Raw genomic sequence first — 20465 nt, 5'->3', positions numbered from 1 at the left:
GGCAAACAGTGTGCATAGCATTTGCGACGGCTTCGCCGCCGAACGCTGCCTCGCGGTGCTCGACAGCTGCTACAGAGAGTCCGCGTCTAAAATGCGAGTTTGTAACCGATCAACACCAGCATCGTCGCCAGGCACGGGCGCAGCAGTTCGTCGGAGATGCGCCCGGTCAGGTGGCTGCCCAGCCAGATCCCCGGCAGCGAACCGATCAGCAGGAAACCCAGCACATGCCAATCCATGTTGCCCATGCTCGCATGGCCAAGGCCGGCGACCAGGGTCAGCGGCACGGCGTGGGCGATTTCCGTACCAACGAGGCGGCGGGTTGGCAGCAGCGGATAGAGGATAAACAGTGCAACGGTGCCCAGCGCGCCGGCACCGATGGAAGTCAGCGCGACCATGGTGCCAAGCACCAGGCCGGTAATGACCGTCATTACGTTCAAACGCGTGCCGCTGGGGTTGTAGTTGCCGCCGGCGCGTTTGTGCGCGAAGTCGAGCAGGCGCTTCTTGAAGAAAATCGCCAGGGCAGTGGCAAACAGCACGAAGCCCAGGGCCTGCTTGATGATGGCGTTCATCGCCTCGGGCGCGGTGTGCAGGCTGCTCAGGAACCACAGCGTCATGGCCACGGCCGGCACGCTGCCGAGGGTCAGCCAACCGGTGATCGCCCAATCGATGTTCTTGTTCTTGCGATGCACCAGCACGCCGCTGGATTTGGTAATGGCCGCATACAGCAGGTCCGTGCCCACTGCAGTCGCCGGGTTGACCCCGAACCACAACAGGATCGGCGTCATCAGCGATCCGCCGCCCACGCCGGTCATCCCGACGATAAAGCCCACCACCAAGCCTGCAACGACTAATCCGAAATTACCGAAATCCATTAACACGCCCACAAAAAACGCATGAAAAAACTGGCCCGCAGCATAGCGATTTTTCTTATAACCACTTATATCGATACGGTCTATCGTTATTCCCCAGAATCCAGACACCTGTAGGAGCGAAGCTTGCTCGCGAAGAGGCCGGCACATCCAACATCTCTGTTGCCTGACACACCGTCTTCGCGAGCAAGCTTCGCTCCTACAGGGGAAATCGGGGTTACTGGACGGGCAGGAAATTCAGGAACAACAGGCTCTGCGCATAATTCAAACCGATCCGCCGATACCGCTCATCCAGCATCTGCGTCAGCAAATCCAGGCGCGCGACGATCTTGCCAAACTCCACCGCGAAACTCAGGTTGCTGCCCTCCTCCGAAATCTCATTGGAAAACAGCAACGGCTCACCGTTCTTGTTTTGCCGCTGGCTGAGGATCCACGTGGCTTTTTCGATGTTGCGCGCGGCGTTGCTGACGAACACCGGGTTGATCGCATCGGTCATGTAGAACTCCAGCCGATTGCCGTGGGCGGTGACCAACATGCTGCCGATGGCATAGATGAAGGCGCCGACCCGATCCCCCAGAAACTCCGGACTCATGGCATAGCTCAACGCCGCCAGGTCTTTCTTGCCACCCAGGGTTGGCAGCGGTTGTTGCATTTCGATGGCCTCGCGTACTTGCTTTTCGGCGGTGCGGGCGTCGAGGAAGCCGGATTTCTTCAGCTCCTGGGGGTTGCGCAGGTAGAGCTTGCTCATCAGCAGGTAGAGGCTTTCCAAGTTGTCGTGCATCGACAACGTAGCCATGCGATCAACGCTGGTCTGGAGGAATTCCTGGGGTTTGCCTTCGCGAAACTGGCTGATGACGTCGCTGCCCTGCTGTTGGCTGCAACCGCTGGCGAAGAGCAGAGACAGGCATAACAGCAGGCGAATTCGGGTTTGGAGGCGGGGTAACACTCGAGCCATGGGTTCTCGGGCTGACACATTCCTGTGCGGCGGGAGTCGCCGCAGCCTGGCCATGGATAGAGCCGGTTAATCCGAAAAAGTGCAGTGCCGAGAGCGCTGGACCGATCACCGGTTTTTCTGCCGCAAGCATTTAGTCGGACTTTATTGTGGAATTAATCGATTAATCAGCTATAAATTTCCTTCCAGTCGATATTTAGTATGACTACTGATCAAAACAACAAAAAGGAAGATCAACCATGCTTCAATCCCGCTACCTGCTCTCCGGCCTTGGACTGTCCTTGATGATCGCCACCCTTCCCGCCCACGCCGCTGGTCTGTCCAGCGAACACAAAGCCTTCGGCAAGACCAATGACGGCACGCCCGTCGAGCAATACATCCTGCGTAACAGCCATGGCCTGCAAGCCACGGTCATTACCTACGGCGCCACTTTGCAATCACTGAAAGTGCCGGACAAGAACGGCAAGGTCGACGACATCGTCCTCGGTTTCGACGACGTCCAGGGTTATCAGGCCGGCACTGCGTACTTCGGCGCGACCATCGGCCGCTTCGGCAATCGCCTGGCCGGTGGTGCGTTTGAACTGGATGGCAAACGCTATCAAGTGCCAAAAAACGACGGCCCCAATTCGCTGCACGGCGGCGCCCAGGGTTTCGACAAGCACGTGTGGAAAGCCGAACCGAGCAAAGGCAAAGACTCGGTGGGCGTGACCCTGACCTACCTGTCGAAGGACGGTGAGATGGGTTTCCCCGGCAACATGAAAACCGAGGTGACTTATAGCCTCACCGAGAACAACGAACTGCGCATCGAGTACAAGGCCAGCACCGACAAACCGACGGTGCTGAACTTGACCAACCACAGTTATTTCAACCTGGCCGGCGCGGGTAATGGCGACGTGTTGAAACAGCTCGCCACTTTGCACGCCAGCCACTACACGCCAATCGATGGCACGCTGATCCCCACCGGTGAACTGGCACCGGTGGCCGGCACGCCGATGGACTTCACCCAACCCACCGCCATCGGGAAAAGCATCAAGGCCGACCACCCACAGCTGAAATTCGCCGAGCCGAAACAGGGTGGTTTCGACTTCAACTGGGCATTGGACGCCAAGGGTGACGTGAGCAAACTCGCCGCCGATGTCAGCGATCCACAGACCGGCCGTCGCTTGCAGCTCTACACCAGCGAGCCGGGCGTGCAGTTCTATACCAGCAACTTCCTCGACGGCACGGTCAAGGGCAAGGGCGGCAAGGTTTACTCGCACTGGGGCGCGTTTACCCTGGAAACCCAGCATTACCCGGACTCGCCGAACCAGCCGAACTTCCCTTCAACGCGCCTTGATCCGGGCAAGACGTACACCCAACACACCGTGTTCAAGTTCTCCACCAAGTAACCCCCGGTAAATGCAAAACCCTGTGGGAGCGGGCTTGCTCGCGAAGGCGGTGGTTCAGTCGCCATCTGTAGTGGCTGACCCACCGCTTTCGCGAGCAAGCTTCGCTCCTACAAGGGATCGCGTCGTATACAAACTCCCGGCTCACCACAACACCACTGTGGGAGCGAGCCTGCTCGCGAAGGCGGTGTGCCAGTCGCCATCTCTCCTGACTGGAAGGCCGCCATCGCGAGCAAGCTCGCTCCCACAAGGGATCGCGTCGTATCCAAATTTCTGGCTCGCTCCCACTAGGGAACCCAAACGCTATTCTGCTGCCCACAGTAGTATCGATCGCGTTGAAGAAAGGAGGTTTTATGCGGACCCTTGAACTGGCTGGCGTTCAGGTACCGATCATCGGCCAGGGCACTTGGCGCATGGGTGAGGATCGCTCGGCGCACCGTAATGAAGTCGCGGCCCTGCGTCAGGGCATCGAATTGGGCATGACCCTGATCGACAGCGCCGAAATGTACGCCGAGGGCGGTGCCGAAGAGGTGGTGGGTGAAGCCATCGCCGGTCTGCGCGATCAGGTCTTCCTGGTCAGCAAGGTCTACCCGCACAACGCCAGCCGCAAAGGCATCCCCCAGGCCTGCGAGCGCAGCCTGCGGCGCTTGAACACCGATTACATCGATTTGTACCTGCTGCACTGGCGTGGCCAATATCCCCTGGAAGAAACCGTCGAAGCCTTCGAACGCCTGCGCGAAGAGGGCAAGATCGGCCGCTGGGGCGTGTCCAATTTCGACGTCGATGACCTGCAAGAGCTGGCCACACCGGCCTGCGCCACCAATCAGGTGCTGTATAACCTGGAAGAACGCGGCATCGAATTCGACCTGCTGCCCTGGTGCCAGCAACAGCAAATGCCGGTCATGGCCTACTGTCCCATCGGTCAAGGTGGGCATATGCTGGTCAACTCGACGCTCAAGCAGGTGGCCGCCCGTCACGAGGCGACACCGGCTCAGGTAGCACTGGCATGGATACTGCGTCAGGACAGTGTCATCGCCATCCCTAAAGCGGTCCGACCCGAGCACGTGACGCTCAATGCGCAAGCCGCGCAATTGCAGCTGGAAGCTACGGATCTGGAGGCGCTGGACCAAGCGTTTCGCGCGCCACAACGTAAGCAGCGATTGGCCATGGTCTGAGCCATCGCGACTTGTAGAGGGCTTCGGAATGAGAAGTACCGATCCGCTCGACGCGTTCAATCTGCCACGCTTTGTCCAGGCACAGGACCCAGTGTTCGACAGAGTCCAGGAGGAATTGCGTGCCGGCCAGAAGCGCCGGCACTGGATGTGGTTTATCTTCCCGCAGATTGCCGGGCTCGGCGGCAGCGAAATGTCCCGCCACTTCGCCATCAGCTGCGCCGACGAAGCGACGGCGTACCTGAATCACCCATTATTGGGCGCACGTTTACGCGCCTGCACTCAGTTAGTACTGAACCTGAGAAACCGCTCGATCGCCGACATATTCGGCCATCCCGATGACCTCAAGTTTCACTCATCCATGACCCTGTTCGCCCAGGTTGCCCCCGACGGCAGCCTGTTCCATCAAGCGCTGGACCACTATTTCCACGGCATACAGGATGACTGGACGCTGTCGCTGTTGGACTTAAAACAAGCCCAACTGCCCACCAATCAGGGTTGAAAAGTCGTCATCGACAAACGGCAGGATCGCATCGGCCACCGGTTGCAGTTGTCGGGTGACGTAGTGGTCGTAATCGATCGGCGCGCTGCGGATTTCCAGCGGCTCTGGCCCGGAAACCGTGATCACGTAGCTGATCCAGCCACCGTTCTGGTATTGCCGGGGCCGGCCCTGCTGATCGTTGTAGGCATCGGCCATCCGCGCCGCCCGCACATGAGGCGGCACGTTGCGTTCATAGTCATCGAGGGTGCGGCGCAGGCGCTTGCGATAGACAAGGCGATCATCGAACTCACCGGCCAGGGTCTTGCGCACGTAATCGCGCACATAGTCCTGATACGGCTGGCGATGGAAGATCCGCGAGTACAGCTCCTGCTGAAATTGCCGGGCCAGCAGCGACCAATCGGTGCGCACGGTTTCCAGGCCCTTGTAGATCATTTCGTCGGTGCCATCGGCACGGGTGACCAGCCCGGCGTAACGCTTCTTGCTGCCCTCCTCGGCACCGCGGATGGTCGGCATCAGGAAGCGTTTGTAGTGGGTTTCGAACTGCAACTCCAGCGCACTTTCCAGCCCATATTCCTGCTGCACATGCTCGCGCCACCACTGGTTGACGTGATCCACCAGGGCGCGACCGATTTGTGCCGCCTCTTCCTGACCGTGAGCACGACGCAGCCAGACGAAAGTCGAGTCGGTATCGCCATAAATCACCGCGTGGCCCTGGGCTTCGATCAACTGGCGGGTGCGCAGCATGATCTCGTGGCCGCGCAGGGTGATCGATGACGCCAGCCGCGTATCGAAAAACCGGCAACCGCTGGAACCGAGCACGCCGTAGAAGGCGTTCATGATGATTTTCAGGGCCTGGGACAGCGGCGCGTTGTGTTCACGCTTGGCGGTTTCGCGGCCGTCGGCGACCCGGGCGACGATGGCCGGCAGGCAATGCTTAGTGCGGGAAAACCGTGCGCCGCGAAAACCTGGCACCGACTCGCTGTCGTCGGGATGTTTGAGGCCTTCGATGAGCCCGACCGGGTCAATCAAGAACGTGCGGATGATCGATGGATAAAGGCTCTTGTAGTCGAGCACCAGCACCGACTCGTAAAGGCCCGGTTGTGAATCCATCACGAATCCACCGGGGCTCGCCTCCGGAGGCTTGCCGCCGAGATTCGGCGCGACGAAACCCTGGCGGTGCATCAGCGGCATATACAAATGCGTGAATGCCGCCACCGAACCGCCGCTGCGATCCGCTGGCAAACCGGTGACGCTGGCTCGTTCCAGCAGGAAGGTCAGCAACTCGGTCTTGGCGAAGATCCGTGTTACCAGTTCGCAGTCCTTGAGGTTGTAGGTGGCCAGCGCCGGTTTGTCCTCGGCGAACATGCGGTTGATTTCGTCCATGCGCTGGTACGGCGTGCTGATCGCCTTGCCCTCGCCGAGCAGGGTTTGCGCAACGTTTTCCAGGCTGAACGACGGAAAACTCCAGGTCGCCGAGCGCAGAGATTCGATGCCGTCGATGATCAGGCGCCCGGCGGCTGCGGCGAAATAATGGTTGCGACTGCCGTGTTCGCGCCACTGCATCTCTTCGCCGCCACGCCCCAGCTTCAGTGGCACCGCAAGGCGCCGGGCGTGTTCGTGGAGGACCCGCAGATCGAACTGCACGACGTTCCAGCCGATGATTGCGTCGGGGTCGTGTCGGGCGAACCACTCGTTGAGTTTTTTCAGCAACAGGGTGCGGGAATCGCAGTATTCGAGCTGGAAATCCACGGCACTGGCGTCGCCGTTCGGTGGACCGAGCATGTACACCTGACGCTCGCCGCAGCCTTCTAGTGCGATGGAATACAGTTCGCCTTGAGCGGTGGTTTCAATGTCGAGGGACACCAGCCGCAGGTTCGGCCGGTAACCGGGGGCGGGTTTCATTTGCGCGTCGAGCAGCAGCCCTTCGGCATTGGGGGTGCCGCCGAACTGCACGGGCGCGGTGATGAAACGCTCCATCATGTAGCGTTCCGGCGGGCGCACGTCGCCCTCGAACATCTCTACGCCGGCCTTGCGCAGCGCGGTTTCCAGACGCATCAACTGACCGTGTTGCTGGCAATACAGGCCGAGCACCGGGCGATGTTCGAAATCCAGCAGAGCCAGGGGCCGCAGCTCGACGTTCTTTTCCCCGCGCAACACGGTATCGGCCTGCTCGCGCTGCTCGGCCGGGACAAACGCTACGGACGGTTGATAAGGCAGGCGGATGCGCCGGGGACCGGCATCGGTCGCCAGCCAGAACTCGACTTCCGTGCCGGCCGGGGTATCGCGCCAATGCCGGGTCAGGACGAAGCCCTGCTGTAAATCCACCACTGCAACCTCGAATCTGATTCAGGGCGCAATTCTACGCGCGATCGCGGGGGATAGCGCTCACGACAATGCCTTCGATGACACCGCCTGTAGCAGCTGCCGAGCCTGCGAGGCTGCGTTCGAGGACGAAGTCCTCGCCCATGCGGTTGACCTGCAGACCGAGTAGCCTGATTTTACGACTGCTTCGCAGCCGAACGCAGCCTCGCGGACTCGGCAGCTGCTACATAAAGCCGCCCGGTTATTGGTCTGGAGTGCCAAACTTCCCGCGCATCATCGCCATGTATTCCCCTTCCGACGTTTCCCGCCGCGCCTTCACCAACGGCTCGATATCCTGCGTCGCCACATAGCGCAAGCGATCCGTCCCGTCACTCGCCGCATCAACAATCACCTGCGCCACGTCTTCGGAAGTGGCCAGGCGTTCCCCGCGCAAGCCTTCAAAAGCCTTCATCGCTGCGTCGACAAAAGCGTCGTAATCCTTCGGCGTGGTGAGCTGTGCGGCCTCAGTGGCCGAGCGCGAACCAAACCCGGTGCTGACCACCCCGCCCGGCTCGACGATTTTCACCGTGATGTTCTGCGACGCCAGTTCATAGGACAGCGATTCGGAAAACCCTTCCAGCGCAAATTTGCTCGCGTTGTAGGCGCAAATCATCGGCAAGCCAAACACCCCGGCGCCGGAACTGACATTGATGATGACTCCGGCCTGGCGCTGGCGGAAATGCGGCAGGAGCGCCCGGGTCACGTCCATCACGCCGAAAACATTGACGTCGAACTGCTCGCGAATTTTCTCCCGTGAGGTGCCTTCGAAGACGCCGAACAGACCGAAACCGGCGTTGTTGACCAGCACGTCGATCCGGCCGAAACGCTCGATCCCTGCCGCTATCGCGGTGTCGATGCTGGCCGGATCCTGAACATCGAGGCGGGTGACCAGCACATTGTCGAGGGTTGCCAGTGCTGCGCCGGCGGAAGGGTTGCGCATGCTGGCGATGACATTCCAGCCCTGGGCTGCGAACAATTGCGCGGCGGATTGGCCGAAGCCTGTGGAGGCGCCGGTGATCAAAACAGTCTGGGTCATTGCGAAATTCCCGATCTAAAGGATGTTCCCTTGTAGGAGCGAAGCTTGCTCGCGAATGCGGCGTATCAGTCGATGCATGTGGTGACTGACATATCGCTTTCGCGAGCAAGCTTCGCTCCTACAGGGGGATTTGTGGTGTCTCTGAGGCCAAAGTAAGCGCCAGCCATCCTTCAAACAATCGGGCTAATATGGGATGAACTGATGCAGGAATCAGCACAATGCAAAAGATGGGTTTGCTGGAACTCAACGCGGTGGTCGCCGTTTCGACCCACCGCAGTTTCCGTCGCGCGGCGGATGAGCTGGGCATGTCGCCCTCGGCCATGAGCCATGCCATTGCCGCGCTGGAGCAGCGCATGGGCGTGCGACTGTTCAATCGCACTACCCGCAGCGTGTCGCTGTCGGAGGCCGGCGAGCAGTTTCTGGCCCGGGTGCGGCCGGCGTTGCACGAGATCTCGGCGGCAATGGAGGCGGTGAACCAGTTTCGCGACACCCCGAGCGGCACTCTGCGCATCAATGCCACCGAAGGCGCAGTGCAGATGATCATGAGCCCGGTGGTGGTGGAATTCCTCAAGCGTTACCCGGACATGCGCCTGGACATCGTCACCGACACCGCCCTGGTGGACATCGTCGCCGACGGTTTCGACGCCGGTATCCGACTGGCCGACAGCGTGCCGCTGGACATGATCGCCGTGCCTTGTAGCCCGCCGCTGCAATTTGCGGTGGTCGGTTCGCCCGACTATTTTGCGCGCCACGGCAAACCGCGTTCACCGGCAGACCTGGCCGGGCACAACTGCATTCGCACGCGATTTGCCAGTGGCGCGCTATACCGCTGGGAATTCGAAAAGCGCGGGCATCAGCAGATCATCGACGTCAACGGCCCGCTGACCCTCGACAGCCATCAACTGATCGTCGACGCCGCGCTTCAAGGCATTGGGCTGGCCTGTACCAGCGAACACTCGATTGCCGGGCATCTCGCCGCCGGCCGGCTGATTCCGGTGCTGCAAGACTGGCTGCCGCCCTACCCGGGCCTGTGCCTGTATTACCCGGCCAATCGCCACGTTCCCGCCGGTTTGCGCGCGTTTATCGACCTGGTTCGCGAGGTTTATGCAAGAAAAACCGCCGAATGACGTTTTTTGCGTGTTATCTGCCGCTTTCTCCCTTGCCCTGAACGCTTGCGTCTACGATTCTTCAAGGACAACGACAACACCAGAGAAACCGCCATGAAAACCGTCGCCCAACTGCTCAAGTTAAAGGCCAACGAAAACCACGAAGTCCATACCATCGCGCCACATCAAATGGTGCTGGAAGCGCTGATGGTCATGGCCGCGAAAAACGTCGGTGCGCTGCCGGTGCTCAAGGATGGCAGAGTCGTGGGCATCATCAGCGAGCGGGACTATGCGCGCAAACTGGTGCTCAAGGGGCGCTCATCGGTCGGCACGCCGGTCAGTGAAATCATGGTGCAGGAAGTGATTACCGTGGATACCCATCAGACCGTCGAGACTTGCATGGGCATCATGTCGGACAAGCGCCTGCGCCATTTGCCAGTGGTGGAAAACGGCCAGTTGATCGGTTTGCTGTCGATTGGTGACCTTGTGAAGGAAGCGATTGCCGAGCAGGCGGAATTGATTCGGCAACTGGAGCAGTACATTCGCGGGGAATAACCCCCTCCACACCGCAACTCCCCCCGATACCTGTAGGAGCAAAGCTTTCTCGCGAAGGGGTCCTTCCAGTCAACATCACTGTTGAATGTCAGGCCGTCTTCGCGAGCAAGCTTTGCTCCTACAAGGGATCGGCACTTCAGGTTGGCCTATGTCAGGCGAAGATCGGTGCCTCAGGTTGGCCAATGCCGGGCGAAGACCGGTGCCAATGTCGGATGCCGGTCGATGCGTGTCAGCCACGCATAAAACCCGGGTCGGGCATTGCGCAGATGCTCGCGGCTGCCGGCCCAGCGCGACACCACTGCCGCCAGCACATCCAGCGCCCCCGGCGTCTCTTCGCCCAGGTACAGCTCGCCGGAAAATTCATCGGCAAACACCTCCCAACTCCAGTGCAAACGCTTGCGGGCGCCGGCCATCAGGTTTTCCCTGGACGCCTCATCCGCCTTGAGCAACCAGCGCTCGGGGTAGTCGATGATGCCGATGGCCGAGTAGCAATTGCTGACGATGTAGACCAGGCCACGAATGGCTTGATCCCGCTCTATCGGGTCGTCCGGCAGCAGGCCCGACGAGGGAAAGGTCAGCCCCAGGTGAATCAGGATCGCCGCGCTTTCGGTGAGAATGCTGCCGTCGGGCAGTTCCAGTGCCGGAATCTGCTTGAGCGGGTTGAGTTTTTCCAGCGCACGCTCGGCCTCGGCAGACGCGGCCACGTCGATGAAGCGATAAGGAATCGCGCAGAGTTCAAGGGCCGCTTCGATCGCCGCCGCGCCGGAATTCGGATGTCCGTAAAGCTGATACATGTCGCGCCCTCCCGGCGAACAAACAGTCAGTCGGTAGACGATTGGCCACGGCGGCATGTTCCCTGCCATTTGGCCGATTGATGCAGGTAAGATGCGCCATTGCGGGGCGCACTGTTGACGTCCCGCTGCACACTTCAAGGAAAGAACATGCGCCATCCGGATGGCAAACCTGCCTCAATGCCTCGCGTCTATTGGTTTTTACTGGCCTGCCTGGCCCTGAGCGGCTGCTCGCCGAGCGACCGGTCATCATCGGCCAGTCTAGCCGGTGAACAAGGACGTGGCGGCGCGATGCTCGCCTATGAGCATGATGTGCAGTTATTGCTGCCCCAAACGCAAATCGTGCCGCGCTTGCAGGCCACCCGCGAAGCCTGTGAAACCGCGCGCTTCGGCGCCTGTAACGTGTTGCGCATCGAGCAAGGCGCCGGCCGCGCCGAGATCACCTTGCGCATCGCCCCCGCCGGCGTCGAGCCGTTGGTCGCCATGGCCGCCGAGGGCGGTGAGATGGGCCAGCGCGTCACCTCCGCCGAAGACCTGGCCGATGCGGTGGATGACACCCGTCGCCGCCAGGAACGCCTCAAGGCCCAGCAACAACGCCTGGACCAACTGGCGAGCCGCCGGGACATCAGCGTCACTGACTTGATTACCCTGAGCAAAGAACAGGCCGGCATCGAGAACGACCTGCAAGCCCTGGCCCAGGTCGCCGCCGGACATCAGCGCCGACTCGACACCAATCGCGTCACCCTGTCGTTCCAGCCTACCGGCGCCAGCAGTCGCTCGTCGCACCTGAGCCAGGCGTTCAGCAACTTGCTGGATAACCTGGCCGATGGCGCCGTCGATGCACTGGAGAAAGGCAGTTACGCGCTGCCGTTCCTGATCCTGGCCTTCCCGCTGTTGATGTTGTGGGTCTGGTTGTGGCGCAAGTTTGTGCGTCGTCGCGCTTAAAGGTCAGGAGCGAAAGATGTCGACACTTCCAGCCTGTTCCCTCGCGGGCATCAGCACCCGCGAACTGACCACCGAAGATGCCGCGCTGCTGCAAGAATTCTTCGAGGCCAATCCGGATTACTTTCTGATCGTGGAAGGCGAAAACGCCGGCCCTGACAAGGCGCACGAAGAACTGCTTGGAGAGTTGCCGCCGGGGTGGAGCTTCAGCAAAAACTGGATGCTGGGCTATCAAGCCGATGGTCGTCCGTTGGTGGCGGCGTTGCAGTTCGTCTCGGACTTGCTGGCGCCGAAGGTATGGCACATCGGTTTATACATCATAGCCAATGACCTTCACGGCTCCGGTCTGGCTCAGTCGCTGTATCACGACTTCGAAACCTGGGCTCGCGCCCAGGGCGCTGATTGGCTGCGCCTGTGCGTGGTGCAAAGCAACGTGAAGGCCGGGCGCTTCTGGCGTGGGCTCGGTTTTGCTGACGTCAGAACCCGCGAAGGGATCGAGATGGGCCGCCTGACCCATACCGTGGACATCCTGATCAAGCCGTTGAACAACGGCACGCTTGAACAATATTTATCGCTGATCGAACGAGACCACCCTGCCTCCCCGTAGCCCCCCGTGTAGCAGCTGTCGAGCCCCAGCGAGGCTGCGTTCGGCGGCGAAGCCGTCGTAAATCCGGCATGCACGGTCATCCTGAAACACCGCGGTGGCTGATTTCACGACGGCTTCGCCGCCGAACGCTGCCTCGCGGTGCTCGACAGCTGCTACAAAACGGCGTTAGGCCTTCGATGTAGAAAAATTCTGCGCTTTGTATCCGTTTTGGCACGTCTTTTCCATGCACCTGCAGCTTGCGAAACTCTAACCTCGCAAAACAGCGCTTACGGTGCCCACCCCGCACCAAGAGCAAACATCGGACGCTATCCGCGTTCTTGTAAGGTGCGATGCCGAATCAAAAGTTTGGGCATCCTGGCTGGCAATAAGGAAATCACAGCGTGAATCTTCAAATATCCCCAAGGCCTGCTCTGGCCAATCGTTGCCCAGTAACTGTGTACCGCCCTGTCAGCACCTTTCGCGATTACTTTATTACCTGAACAGCCTTACAGCGCTCCTTGTTGGTGACTGCACTCACCGACAGGGCAGTGCTATTTATTTTTTAAATATTACATACGCGGAAAGTTAACCGACGACAATCAGACATTGTCCGACAATAACTTCCCGAGCCATATACATACACCTGTGTTGCGCAACAGCCCGTTTTAACGAACGCACCAAAAGTGCTCCTGGGCGTTTAACTAACTTTGTTCGCCGCAGCCGATTTCATTTACACAAAAACAAGGAACACCCCCTGTGACCCGCTAAAACACTGACACGCACCAAATCAAACCGTCACGCACCATTGGGTGCATCGACGCACAGGCCTGCAGCCGCTCTGTTCCGCTGATTGACGGACCAGAGCGAGCGGCATCACTCGCCCCTGAAAAAGCACTGCTTTTAGAGGTGAACGGCCAGTCTTTGTCAGTAATAAGCGAGTCACTTCGCAAAACTTATATAAATGCGACATGCGTAACACTGTTGAAATAATCGTCCAACCAGACAGCAATATTTGGCACAGCGGTTGCTATGTAACGTTCATGAGACAGCTGAGATACATAAGCAGTCTTACCCAATAAGAGATCATCCAGGGATAGGCGAATGAACACACGAAGTCGATGGCACTGAGCCAGTAACCTGCACAAACCACTTCCATGGATAGTTCAACTATCGGTTTGCGCACACCCTTGAAAAAGTTGAAATAAAACACTCGAGCATTGCGCCAATGTTCGGACGGCACCTTATTGCCCTTCATCTACCCGAGGGAGCTTTAATGAACGATGCGGTAAAGCACAAGACCCTGCCGGGGCCGTTACGGGATGATCCGATCCCGCCGGTATCGAGCGGTCGTCCTTATAAAAGCAACACCTCGAAACCCGGTGGGTTGAACAAGCAACAGGTGCTGTTGCTGGTCGCGGTGTCGGCGCTGATACACGGCGGTGCCTGGTGGTTTTTCCAGCAGGCCAAGGCCGAACCGCTGCCGACTCCGCCAGAGATTCCGGAAATGACTGTCGAGCTGACCAGCCCGACGCCACCCGCGCCTCCCACCCCGGAACCACCGCAGCCCCCGCCTCCGCCGCCAGAACCCGAGCAGCCGGTGGAGGATGAGGACGCGGTCAAGCCGCCCCCCAAACCGGTTGAGAAACCCAAGCCGATCGAAAAACCGAAACCGCTGGAAAAACCCAAACCGGTGAAAAAGGTCGAGCCGCCGAAAGCCCCGCCCGCCCCTGCGCAACCGGCAGCACCCGCTGCGCCATCGACGCCAAGTGCGCCACCGGCACCGGCCGCAGCGCCTGGCCCGGTGAAAGAGTCGGCGGCCGTTTCCGGGCTGGCGAGCCTCGGCAACCCGCCACCGGAATACCCGTCCCTGGCCTTGCGTCGCAGTTGGGAAGGCACTGTGGTGCTGCGCATTCAGGTGCTGGCCAACGGTCGCGCCGGGGCAGTGACGGTGACCAAATCCAGCGGCAAGCCGCAATTGGACGATGCGGCGGTCGCGGCGGTGAAGGCTTGGAAATTTATTCCGGCCAAACGCGGCGACACCCCGATCGACGGCTTCGCCACCCAAACCATCGACTTCAAATTGCCGCAGTAACGGCGCAACGAACTGAACTCCTAACCGATTAATGCAAGCGAGGTGTAGCCATGAACGATTCACTCTCTTCGATGATTGTCCCGGGCGTGCTCTGGGGCCTGGTGCTGTTTTCCGTGGTCAGTTGGGCGATTTTGCTGGTCAAGTCCGCGCAGTATCTGCGGCAGAAATCCCAGAACAAACAGTTCAGCAAAGCCTTCTGGGGGGCGCCGGATCTGCTCACCGCCGCTGAACACGCCAGCCAATACCCGGGCTCCCTGGCACGGATCGCCAGCAGCGGATTCGAAGCCTTGCTGGTGGATGAATCACCGCGCACCACCCAGCAACTGGCCCACACCATCAACCGCTCGGATCGCCTGGAACGCAACCTGCGCCAGCAGATCCAGAAGGAGCGTCGCTCCCTGGAAAACGGTCAGGCGATTCTCGCCAGTATCGGCAGCACCGCGCCGTTCATTGGCCTGTTCGGCACCGTGTGGGGAATCATGGAAGCCCTGCAAAGCATCGGCGCCAGCGGCTCGGCCAGCCTGGAAACCGTGGCCGGCCCTATCGGCCACGCCTTGATCGCCACCGGTGTCGGCATTGCGGTCGCGGTACCGGCGGTGCTGATTTACAACTTCTTCCTGCGTCGCTTGAAACTCGCCTCCGCCGACATGGATGACTTCGCCCACGACTTTGACGCCCTCGCCTCGCGCAGCGCGTTTTCCATCACCCGCCAGGCCATCGCCAAAACCACTGCCGCCGTGCGGGAGGCCAGCTGATGTCTTTTTCCACTCAAGACAGCGATGAAGTACTCAGCGAAATGAACGTCACGCCGCTGGTCGACGTGATGCTCGTGCTGCTGGTGGTGTTCATCGTCACCGCGCCGCTGATGACCAATGCGATCAAGGTCAACTTGCCGAAAACCGACGCCGTGGCACCCGCCGAAAAGAAAGACCCGGTGGTGGTCAGCGTCGATCAGGACGGCAAGTTCTATCTGGCCAAGACCGAACTGGCGCCCGAATCCCTGGAGGCCAGCCTCAAGGAGGTCAAGGCCAAGGACAGTGAGGTGCGCGTGCAACTGCAGGCCGACTCCGCCGTGAATTACGGCCAGGTGGCCAAAGCCATGGCCTCGATCGAGCGCTCGGGCATTACCAAAATATCGGTGATGACCACCCGCTGAGTTCGGTGCCGAGCGTGCAGTAAGGGAGTCGCCCGGCACCGTTCGTTGTATCCCGTCGCAATCAGCCGACCGAAAAACGCGCCGCGTCTTCGGAGGGGATCGGCTTGCTTGAAGAAAGTGGTTTTCCGCGCGCGGTACCACCGATGCCGGAGCAATGAGGGCTCACAAGGCCATTTCGATAAACGTCTAATAAAGTCGGAAGTAACCATGCTGATGAACACTCCACGTTTCACGCTCAAGCCGTTGGTGGCGACGATTCAACGTCACCGTTTTGTTCCGTTGTACCTGGTGGCCATGGGGATGGGCGCCGGATCGTTGCAAGCCGCTGAAGCGCTGGCCGAGGACGGCAGCGACGCTTCGGCCGCCAGCGCGGCAGTCGTGGCACCGGCCACGACGCAGCTGCAACGGGTGGAAGTGACGGGCTCGGCGATTCGCCGGGTCGATGCGGAAACGGCAGTGCCGATTACCGTGCTGCGCGCCGATGACTTGCGCAAACAGGGCGTGAGCACCACCGCCGAGTTGCTGCAACGAGTCACGGGCAGCCAGTCGGTAATCAACAGCTCCAGCTCCGTCGGTTCGGGCAGTGGCGGCGCGTCCTATGCCGACATGCGTGGCATCGGCGCGAACAAGACGCTGATCCTGCTCAACGGCCGACGCCTGGCGAACAACGCCCTGTCCGGCACCAATACGTCGAATGGCGCCGGGGTCGATCTGAACCTGATCCCCTTCGCGGCCATTGACCGGGTGGAGGTCCTGCGCGACGGCGCCTCGGCGCTATACGGCACGGACGCCATCGGCGGCGTGATCAACTTCATCACCAAAAAAGCCATGACCGACGGCCAGTTGACCCTCGGCGGCGAAACCCCGACCCACAGCGGCGGCGGCAACAGCAAGGACATGAGCGCCAGTTGGGGTTTTGGCGACATTGAGCAGGACCGCTTCAACGTGCTCGGGGTGTTCAACTACAACAAGCAGGAAAACCTGCAGGCCAAGGACCGCAGCTTCGCCACCTCTTACCGACCTGAACGTGGCCTCGATCAAACCTCCGGCACCGCATTCCCCGGCAACTACAGCCAGGGCGACAACGCCACCAACCCACTGGCCAGCAGTAACTGCAACGGCCCGAACCTGGTGTCGCGCCAAGGGGTGTGCCGCTTCGCGACGTCCTCCTACATCGACTTGATTCCGCAAACCGAGAAGACCTCATTCTTCGGCAAAGCCACCGGCAAACTGGCGGACGATCACAACGTCAACCTTGAATACTTCTGGGCCCGAAACAACAACGCCACCGCCGTTGCCCCGGCGCCGTTGACCGGCCAGACCCTCGATTCATCGTCGCCCTACTATCCGGGCAACGGCATCACGCCCGGTCCGACCGACTTCACCCTGGACCCCACGCAACCGATCGGCGTGAACTGGCGCGAAACAGCGGCAGGCGCGCGCGAATCCAAGGACCAGAACACCGCCCAGCGCTTTATCCTGAGCTTCGACGGGCTGGTGGGCGGCTGGGATTACAACGCGGGCGCCTCGTACAACCAGAACAAAGTGATTTCCAGCGTCACCAGCGGCTATGTCAGTGACTCGGCGATGACCGCCGGCCTGGCCAGCGGCCTGCTCAACCCGTTCGGCCCGCAAAGCAGCGCCGGGCAGGAATACATCGATCAAGCGGCCTATCACGGGCCCTACACGTCGGCGGTCGGTCGGGTGATCGGCTTCGACGGTCGGGTCAGCCGCGAAATCGGTGACTGGTTCGGCGCGGGGCCTTCCGGCCTGGCGCTCGGTGGTGAATATCGCAAAGAGAAATTCCACCAGGACTACGAATCGTTCGTCGACGATATTTCCAGCCTCGGCGCGGACTCGGCCGGCAGCGTCGAAGGTGATCGCAGCGTGAAAGCGGCGTATGCCGAAATCAACGTGCCAGTGCTCGACAGCCTCGAACTGTCCGCTGCGGTGCGTCACGACAAATACAGCGACTTTGGCAGCACCACCAACCCGAAATACTCGTTCCGTTATCAGCCACTCAAGGAACTGGTGGTGCGTGGCGCCTACAGCGAAGGGTTCCGTGCGCCGTCGCTGTATGAGCTTTATGCGCCACAAAGCCTGACCTTCACCCAGGCCAACTACAACGACCCGGTCCTGTGCACCGGCGGTGTGTTGCAAGCGGGCGGCAATGCCGGTCGCGACTGTGGCCAGCAGTTCCTCGCCAAGGGCGGCGGCAACCAGGAGCTGGCCCCGGAGAAAGCGCGCAACGTGACGCTGGGCTTTGTCTATCAACCCGTCCGCGATTTGTCGGTGGGTCTGGATTTCTGGTGGATTCACATTTCCAACCAGATCCAGCCGTTCCCTGAATCCACCGTGTTCGATCAATCCGGCGCCTACGCCGACCGTTTCGTGCGCAACGCCGACGGTTCGCTGAACTACATCGTGACCGGCAACGCCAACCTGGGCATCGTCAAAACCAGCGGTGTCGACGTGTCCCTCGACTACCGTTTCCCGAACACGCCTTACGGCCAGTTCGGCCTCGGGTTGCAGGGCACTTATGTTGATCGCTATGACTTCCAGAGCACCATCAAAGGCCCGTACACCGACAAGGTCGGCGACTTTGAAGGCGATGGCGTGATCGCACGCTGGAAGCATGCCTTGAGCGGCACCTGGACCCTGGGCGCGGCGCGGGCGTCGTTGGTCAACCGCTTCACCACCGGCTACAACGATTACGACCGCACCACCTACGACCGCGTCTCTTCGTACTCGCTGTGGGACCTGTCGGCCGGCTACACCTTCGACAAAGTGCTGGACCTCGATGCCGGGGTGAAGAACGTGTTCGACCGCGATCCGCCATTCACCAACCAGGCCTACACCTTCCAGAGCGGTTATGACCCGCGCTACGCCGACCCGATGGGCCGCACGCTGTTTGCGCGCATGACCTACCACTTCTGAGTCACATCACCACAACCCTTGTGGGAGCGAGCCTGCTCGCGATGGCGGCATTACATTCAACAGCAATGTTGACTGATCTTGCGCTTTCGCGAGCAGGCTCGCTCCCCACAGGTTGTGCTCTGTGGGTTTGCTCCGTTACAAGGAAGACTTCATGACATTCAAGCGCAACGTGGCGGGTCTGCTGCTCGGTGCTGCCCTGCTCTGCAACGCAGCGTCCGCGCTGGCCGGCGGCAGCTACGCGATGACGGTGTACGGCGAGGCGCCGAAGTACCCGGCCAATTTCGAGCATTTCGACTTCGTCGATCCCAAGGCGCCCAAGGGCGGATCGCTCAGCCGCGCGTCCATGGAGATCGGCCAGTACAACTACATCACGCCGTATGCCGACCAAGGCATCTCGGTGGTGCAGGTCAACGATTGGGTCTATGCCCCTTTGGCCTTCCGCTCACTGGACGAGCCTTACACGGTCTACGGCCTGGTCGCCCAGCAAATGGAACGCGACCCTGAAGGCCTGTGGGTGCGATTCACCCTCAACCCCAAGGCGCGTTTCGCCGACGACACACCGATCACCGCCGAAGACGTGCGCTACACCTTCGAGCTGCTGATGACCAAGGGCAGCCTGAGTTATCGCCAGCAATACGCTGACGTCCAGGACGTGGTGGTCGAAGCGCCGAATCAGGTGCGCTTCAACTTCAAGAACAACCTCAACCGCACCTTGGCGCTGGACCTGGCGACGATGCGCGTGGTGCCCGAACACTGGTGGAAAACCCGCGACTTCGCTAACGGCGGCGGTTTCGAGCCACCGCTGGGCAGCGGCCCCTACATCGTCAGCAAGGTCGACGCCGGGCGCAGCATCAGTTTTGCCCGCGACCCGAACTGGTGGGGCAAGGACTTGCCGGTCAGTCGTGGCCTCTACAACTTCGACAACCTGACCGTGAATTTCTACGGCGACACCGACGTCGCCCGTCAGCTATTGCAGGCTGGCGCGTTCGATTACAACCGCGAATTCTCCTCGTCCGGTTATGTGGTCGGCTACGACAGCCCGGCGCTGCGTGACGGCCGCTTGCAGCAGTCGATCCTCGCCCCGGCCAAACCCACCGCCGCCCAGGGCTTTGTGTTCAACCTGCAAAACCCGATCTTCCAGGACCGTCGCGTGCGCCAGGCCCTGACCCTGCTGTGGGATTTCGAGTGGACCAACAAGCAGATGATGCGCGGCTTCTACGTACGCCAGAACAGCTACTGGCCGAAAAGTGAAATGGCCGCCACCGAACTGCCGGACGCCCGTGAGTTGGAGATCCTCGAACCCCTGCGCGGACAGGTCCCGGACGAGGTGTTCACGCAGGTGTACCAGGCACCGAAAACCGATGGCAGCGGCTACATCCGCGACAAGCAATTGCAGGCCCTTCAGTTATTGGCCGAGGCCGGCTGGACCCCGAAAAACAATCACTTGGTGAACGCCGCCGGTGAGCCGCTGGCGTTCACGTTCCTCGACGGCCAGGGCGGTTTCGACCGCATGTTGCTGCCGTTCAAGCGAACCCTGGCGCAAATCGGCATCACCCTCAATCTGCGTCGGATCGATTCGGCGCAGTACGTCAACCGTCTCAACGCCCGGGACTACGACATGATCGTCACCAGTTTTCCACGCAGCGGCGATCCCATCGTCTCCCCCGGTCGCGAGCTCTACAGCCTCTATGCCTCGCAAAGCGCCACACAGGTCGGCAGCTCCAATTCGATGGTGCTGGCCAACCCGGCGGTGGATCGCCTGATCGATGGGTTGGTCCAGTCCAACTCCCGCGACGACATGGTGCATTACGCCCGCGCCCTCGACCGGGTGTTGCAATGGGGTTACTACATGATTCCCAACTACTACTCCAAAGGCACGCCGACGGTGTATCAGAACCGCTTCGGCATGCCGGCGACCCAACCGGCCTACGACGAAGGCCTGAACACCTGGTGGGAAGTTGCCGCCAAGCCGCTGGACAACCAGCAGATGAGTGCCTTGCGCAAACTCGCGGGGGTGCAGTGA

The 20465-nt window shown here is 60.6% G+C and carries 17 protein-coding genes; 12 read left to right on the top strand and 5 right to left on the bottom strand.

Annotated elements, in window-relative coordinates:
* Nucleotides 1-86: 86 nt before the first annotated feature.
* Together ACIOYV_RS16160 and ACIOYV_RS16155 are read right to left on the bottom strand one after the other, a co-directional pair.
* On the bottom strand, nt 87-872 hold the full coding sequence (locus ACIOYV_RS16160) for a sulfite exporter TauE/SafE family protein (protein WP_054053906.1): 786 nt from the start codon (nt 870-872) through the stop codon (nt 87-89).
* A 214-nt stretch (nt 873-1086) separates the two neighbouring features.
* Nucleotides 1087-1824: a hypothetical protein gene (locus ACIOYV_RS16155; protein ID WP_054617284.1), complete on the bottom strand. Its 738-nt coding sequence runs from the start codon at nt 1822-1824 to the stop codon at nt 1087-1089.
* Between the two features lie 236 nt (nt 1825-2060).
* On the opposite strand from ACIOYV_RS16155, the gene ACIOYV_RS16150 reads away from it, so the two are divergent.
* From ACIOYV_RS16150 to ACIOYV_RS16140, 3 genes are all read left to right on the top strand, one after another.
* Nucleotides 2061-3209: an aldose epimerase family protein gene (locus tag ACIOYV_RS16150; RefSeq protein WP_401325030.1), complete on the top strand. Its 1149-nt coding sequence runs from the start codon at nt 2061-2063 to the stop codon at nt 3207-3209.
* Nucleotides 3210-3559: 350 nt separating this feature from the next.
* The gene (locus ACIOYV_RS16145) at nt 3560-4381 is read left to right on the top strand and encodes an aldo/keto reductase (protein WP_401325027.1); all 822 of its coding nucleotides are present in this window, start codon (nt 3560-3562) and stop codon (nt 4379-4381) included.
* A 28-nt stretch (nt 4382-4409) separates the two neighbouring features.
* Nucleotides 4410-4880 (top strand): DUF1810 domain-containing protein, encoded by a 471-nt coding sequence (locus ACIOYV_RS16140; protein ID WP_401325024.1) that lies wholly within the window; start codon nt 4410-4412, stop codon nt 4878-4880.
* Here the strand turns inward: ACIOYV_RS16140 and ACIOYV_RS16135 are convergent.
* On the bottom strand, nt 4845-7205 hold the full coding sequence (locus ACIOYV_RS16135; RefSeq protein WP_401325022.1) for a DNA polymerase II: 2361 nt from the start codon (nt 7203-7205) through the stop codon (nt 4845-4847). The two genes, ACIOYV_RS16140 and ACIOYV_RS16135, sit on opposite strands and share 36 nt — an antisense overlap.
* A 238-nt stretch (nt 7206-7443) precedes the next feature.
* Nucleotides 7444-8277, bottom strand: a complete 834-nt coding sequence (locus ACIOYV_RS16130; RefSeq protein ID WP_401325020.1) for an SDR family oxidoreductase — start codon at nt 8275-8277, stop codon at nt 7444-7446.
* Nucleotides 8278-8495: 218 nt separating this feature from the next.
* On the opposite strand from ACIOYV_RS16130, the gene ACIOYV_RS16125 reads away from it, so the two are divergent.
* Nucleotides 8496-9404 carry a LysR family transcriptional regulator gene (locus ACIOYV_RS16125; protein WP_401325017.1) on the top strand — a complete coding sequence of 303 codons (909 nt, stop codon included), beginning with the start codon at nt 8496-8498 and terminating at the stop codon, nt 9402-9404.
* Between the two features lie 93 nt (nt 9405-9497).
* On the top strand, nt 9498-9938 hold the full coding sequence (locus ACIOYV_RS16120) for a CBS domain-containing protein (protein WP_054053921.1): 441 nt from the start codon (nt 9498-9500) through the stop codon (nt 9936-9938).
* A gap of 170 nt (nt 9939-10108) precedes the next feature.
* Here ACIOYV_RS16120 and ACIOYV_RS16115 read toward each other — a convergent pair whose 3' ends face one another.
* Nucleotides 10109-10732 (bottom strand): glutathione S-transferase, encoded by a 624-nt coding sequence (locus ACIOYV_RS16115; RefSeq protein ID WP_054050669.1) that lies wholly within the window; start codon nt 10730-10732, stop codon nt 10109-10111.
* A gap of 147 nt (nt 10733-10879) precedes the next feature.
* Here ACIOYV_RS16115 and ACIOYV_RS16110 point away from each other — a divergent pair, with 147 nt between their 5' ends.
* From ACIOYV_RS16110 to ACIOYV_RS16080, 7 genes are all read left to right on the top strand, one after another.
* Nucleotides 10880-11674 (top strand): DUF4349 domain-containing protein, encoded by a 795-nt coding sequence (locus tag ACIOYV_RS16110; RefSeq protein WP_401325013.1) that lies wholly within the window; start codon nt 10880-10882, stop codon nt 11672-11674.
* A gap of 16 nt (nt 11675-11690) precedes the next feature.
* Nucleotides 11691-12278, top strand: coding sequence for a GNAT family N-acetyltransferase (locus ACIOYV_RS16105; protein WP_401325011.1), 588 nt, complete (start codon nt 11691-11693; stop codon nt 12276-12278).
* 1252 nt (nt 12279-13530) lie between these two features.
* Nucleotides 13531-14349, top strand: coding sequence for a TonB family protein (locus ACIOYV_RS16100; RefSeq protein ID WP_401325008.1), 819 nt, complete (start codon nt 13531-13533; stop codon nt 14347-14349).
* A gap of 50 nt (nt 14350-14399) precedes the next feature.
* On the top strand, nt 14400-15104 hold the full coding sequence (locus tag ACIOYV_RS16095) for a MotA/TolQ/ExbB proton channel family protein (protein ID WP_054050662.1): 705 nt from the start codon (nt 14400-14402) through the stop codon (nt 15102-15104).
* Complete coding sequence (locus ACIOYV_RS16090) at nt 15104-15505, top strand: biopolymer transporter ExbD (protein ID WP_054050660.1); 402 nt, start codon at nt 15104-15106, stop codon at nt 15503-15505. Before ACIOYV_RS16095 ends, ACIOYV_RS16090 begins: the two co-directional genes overlap by 1 nt.
* 207 nt (nt 15506-15712) lie before the next feature.
* Nucleotides 15713-18442, top strand: coding sequence for a TonB-dependent receptor (locus tag ACIOYV_RS16085; protein WP_401325005.1), 2730 nt, complete (start codon nt 15713-15715; stop codon nt 18440-18442).
* Nucleotides 18443-18593: 151 nt separating this feature from the next.
* Entirely contained in the window at nt 18594-20465 is a 1872-nt protein-coding gene (locus ACIOYV_RS16080) for an extracellular solute-binding protein (RefSeq protein ID WP_401325003.1), read from the top strand.

Source organism: Pseudomonas sp. NPDC087342 (assembly GCF_044744265.1).
In the GTDB taxonomy this organism is placed as follows: Bacteria; Pseudomonadota; Gammaproteobacteria; order Pseudomonadales; family Pseudomonadaceae; genus Aquipseudomonas; species Aquipseudomonas nunensis.
The sequence above is the reverse complement of the archived record's forward strand: the minus strand, read 5'-3'. Positions and strand labels throughout refer to the sequence as shown.